4 protein-coding genes and 1 pseudogene are annotated in these 3,335 nt (G+C 74.5%); 2 read left to right on the top strand and 3 right to left on the bottom strand.

The window, feature by feature from the left end; genetic code table 11:
• Window positions 1-135 precede the first annotated feature (135 nt).
• The 3 genes from NH602_RS29535 to NH602_RS29525 all read right to left on the bottom strand — a co-directional run bounded on the left by NH602_RS29535 (window position 136) and on the right by NH602_RS29525 (window position 2,108).
• The gene (locus tag NH602_RS29535) at window positions 136-1,101 is read right to left on the bottom strand and encodes an NADPH:quinone oxidoreductase family protein (RefSeq protein WP_161151594.1); all 966 of its coding nucleotides are present in this window, start codon (window positions 1,099-1,101) and stop codon (window positions 136-138) included.
• Window positions 1,102-1,187: 86 nt separating this feature from the next.
• Window positions 1,188-1,496 (bottom strand): hypothetical protein, encoded by a 309-nt coding sequence (locus NH602_RS29530; RefSeq protein WP_073574211.1) that lies wholly within the window; start codon window positions 1,494-1,496, stop codon window positions 1,188-1,190.
• 186 nt (window positions 1,497-1,682) lie between these two features.
• Window positions 1,683-2,108, bottom strand: coding sequence for a hypothetical protein (locus NH602_RS29525; RefSeq protein ID WP_073574212.1), 426 nt, complete (start codon window positions 2,106-2,108; stop codon window positions 1,683-1,685).
• A gap of 285 nt (window positions 2,109-2,393) precedes the next feature.
• Between NH602_RS29525 and NH602_RS29520 the strand changes: the two genes are divergently transcribed.
• Together NH602_RS29520 and NH602_RS29515 are read left to right on the top strand one after the other, a co-directional pair.
• A complete protein-coding gene (locus NH602_RS29520) occupies window positions 2,394-2,960 on the top strand; it encodes a hypothetical protein (RefSeq protein ID WP_073574213.1) in 567 nt (188 codons plus the stop codon).
• Between the two features lie 168 nt (window positions 2,961-3,128).
• Window positions 3,129-3,335: pseudogene (locus NH602_RS29515) on the top strand (hypothetical protein); the annotation flags it as partial.

Raw genomic sequence — 3,335 nt, 5'->3', positions numbered from 1 at the left:
GTGGTGGTGCCGGCGCCGCACCGCCATGTCGGCCCCACCCCGGCGCCGCGGACCGCGGCGGCGGCCACCGAGACCACGGCGCCGCTGCCGCGCACCGCGGTCCGGCACAACCTCGAGCCGGCAGGCTGACCCGGCTCAGGTCAGGAGCACGACCTTGCCCGTGACGGTGCGGTCGTCGATGCGCGACAGGGCGGTCGCGGCGTCGTCGAGACCGAAGCGCTCGCTGATCAGCGGGTCGAGCGCGCCGGAACGCAGGTGCGGGAGCAGGGCGTCCCACTCCGAGCGGATGAAGTCCGGGCGTCCCAGCGCGTAGGCACCCCAGCCGACCCCGCGGACGTCGACGTTGTTCAGCAGCAGCCGGTTCACCTTCACCGTCGGGATGTCCCCCGCGGTGAATCCGACGACCATGAGACGGCCGAGCGGGCCGAGGCAGCGCACCGAGTCGGTGAAGCGGTCCCCGCCGACCGGGTCGACGACCATGTCGACTCCCGCACCGCCGGTCAGGCCCTTGACCGCGTCCTTGAACCCGTCGACGCCGACGGTGTGGGCAGCACCCGCGCGCCGGGCGACCTCGGCCTTGGCCTCGGTGGAGGTGACGCCGATGACGGTGGCCCCCATCGCGGCGGCCAGCTGGATCACCGCGGTCCCGATGCCCCCGGCCGCGCCCTGGACGAGCACCGTCTCCCCCGCCCGCAGGCCACCGCGGGTGTCGAGGGTGAAGTGCGCGGTCAGGTAGTTCATCGGCAGGCAGGCGCCCGCCGCGAACTCCACCTCGTCGGGCAGCGGGAAGACGTGCTGCTCCGGAGCGGAGACGGTCTCGGCGAACACCCCGGACATGGTGAACGCGACGACCCGGTCCCCGGCGGTGAACCGGCTGTCCGGGCCCGCCTCGCGCACCGTGCCGGCGCACTCGGAGCCGAGGGTGAACGGCGGCTCCGGCTTGTACTGGTACATCCCCTTGGTCAGCAGGACGTCCGGGAAGTTCACCCCGGCCGCGGCGACGTCGATCAGAACCTCGCCGTCACCGCGGACCGGCGGCTCGACCTCCGCGACACGGACCGCGGACGGCCCGTCCAGCTCGCTGACCTGCACTGCACGCACGTGTGCTCTCCCTCGTGGTCCGACGGCGGTGTCCGCCGGTCATCGAACCACGGGCGCGGGTGATCCACACGGGCCGCGGGGCGGGGCTACACGGGCTGAGCGTCGCCGTAGCGCGGGGTGCGCGGCTCGGTGAGCGCGTCGCACAGCTCGGAGAGCCGGTTGTCGATGCGGTCCTGCACCCGCTCGAGGGCGTCGAGCTCCAACATGAGGTCCAGGGCGTCACCGGTGGTGCCTCCGGAGAGGACGCGCTCCAGCTCGGCGCGGCGCTCGGCGGCGCGCCGACGGCAGGCGTCCGCGGTGGCCTTGTGGGCGCGCAGCCGGGCACGGGCGGGGTCGGCGAGATCGCGGCCGCCGTTGACGGTGGCGACGCGCTCCTCCAGCAGGTGCGGGTTCACGGGGCCCTCCGATGCGTGGTGGTGGGAACGTCGGCTCGACCGTGACGTGACCGCCGACACATCCCACGCTAGACGATCAGCGTGTGCCGCGCATCACATCGGTGTGACATCCGTGGGGAACCGGCCTCGGACGCGCGACGACCCCCGGTGCCGCGGGCACCGGGGGTCGTCGGATGTCGGGTCGGGTCAGTCGCCGCGGCGCGGCTGCGGGATGAGCTCCGCCGGGCCGCGACGGCGCTGGGCGACGGCGTCGGTGGTCAGGTGGTAGTGCCCGCGGCGGGACCGCCGGCACAGGTAGGCCCGCTGCGGGCGCCCGCCGAGGGCCTCCAGCTCACGGGCGGCGCTCTCGGCCGCGTCCCGGTCCGGGTAGATGACCTTGCCGTCGCTGCCGGTCGCGGAGGCGCCGAACCGCTCGCGCTCGGAGATCTCGCGCCGCCCGGGGAGGCAGACCTCCGGCCGGCCGGACCGCATCAGCCGCGCGTAGCGGGCCAGCACGCGGCCCCGCTCGCCGTCGACCACACCTCGTCCGGACGGCAGGTTCTCCACCGAGCGCCGTGCCGCGGGGATCATCCCCGGGTGCACCGCCGGAACCCTGTCGAACTGCCCGTCCATGTCGCCTCCACGTCGCCGTCACTTGTGGATCGCTCGACTCATCCTGCCTCGTTACCGCCTGCGGCGGGCTCGCTCGATCGTGTCATCTGTCACGCAGACACCGGCATATCCGCTCACACACTGTGACATCGCGTGCTGATCGGCGTGTCGGCGACGCCGTTCACCGCCGCGTCGGTCGTGTCATCACACCTGTGGGTACGGCCGCGTGCACCAGCCTGTGCGCCCGTCCGGACCGTCCTATCCTGATCTCCCGGGAACGCGCGTGCCCCGGGTCGGGGGACGAAGATGGCGATCCAGCCCGAGACGGGTGTCGGGAACGGGGCGTCCGGCGGCCCGCGGTGGGACGAGGTGTTCACCCCGTCCGACCTGGCCGAGGGCGTGTTCGACGTGCGCTGGGACCTGCGGCCGCGACTACGCCGGTGGCTGGCCGACCAGGGGCTGGCCACCGCGTCGGGGCGCGAGACGCACCGTCCCGCGATCGACGCCTGGGCCATGCTCGACGGCGGTGTGATCGCCGTGTCCGCGGTGAGCCTGCCCGGCACGCCGCCCGGTGCGGTGCCGCTGCCCGGGCAGGAGACCGCCGCCGGCACCACTCCTCCGCGGAACTCCGCGCTGCTGTCCCCGGGTATGCGACTGATCGGGCACCGCACGCTGCGCCTGGTCGTCGCCCGCCTCGGACTGCCCGGTGGCGACGAGCCGCTGCCCGGGGAGCACCGCGACGTGCCCGGCCTGGTCGAGGACCTGTTCGACGCCCGTCGCCGCGACGCCGGGAGCGCCGAGCAGGCCGAGCTGCTCGCCACCTGTACCGACCGGACGTCGCTGCGCTGGGTGGTCGCCGCGCTGCGGCCGTAGGCGCGCGCAGGATCGCGCCGGTACACCTCGTCCGGTTCGACCGGCGCCGACCGTGACGACCTGATCATCACGTGTGATGACCCCGGCGGTCCGTCGACAACGGCTTACCACGATCGACGCATCGTCCGACGGCGACGCACCCGGCGCGCCGTGGCAGGCTCGGCCCTCGTGACGACCTGGACCAGCGACGAGTGCGCCGCCCACTGGGGCGTGCAGGTGGGCACCTGGAACTCCTACGTCTCCCGCGGCCAGGCGCCGGCCCCGCTGCCCGACCCCGGCCCGGGCGGCCGCAAGGTCTGGGACGCCGCCGCCGTCCGCGCGTTCTCCCGGCCCGGGGTGGGCCGCCGCCGGGGATCCGCCGAGTCCGCGGCCGTG

It is taken from the genome of Pseudonocardia sp. McavD-2-B (assembly GCF_024124365.1).
GTDB lineage: Bacteria > Actinomycetota > Actinomycetes > Mycobacteriales > Pseudonocardiaceae > Pseudonocardia > Pseudonocardia alni.
This window is presented reverse-complemented; position numbering and strand designations above follow the sequence as displayed.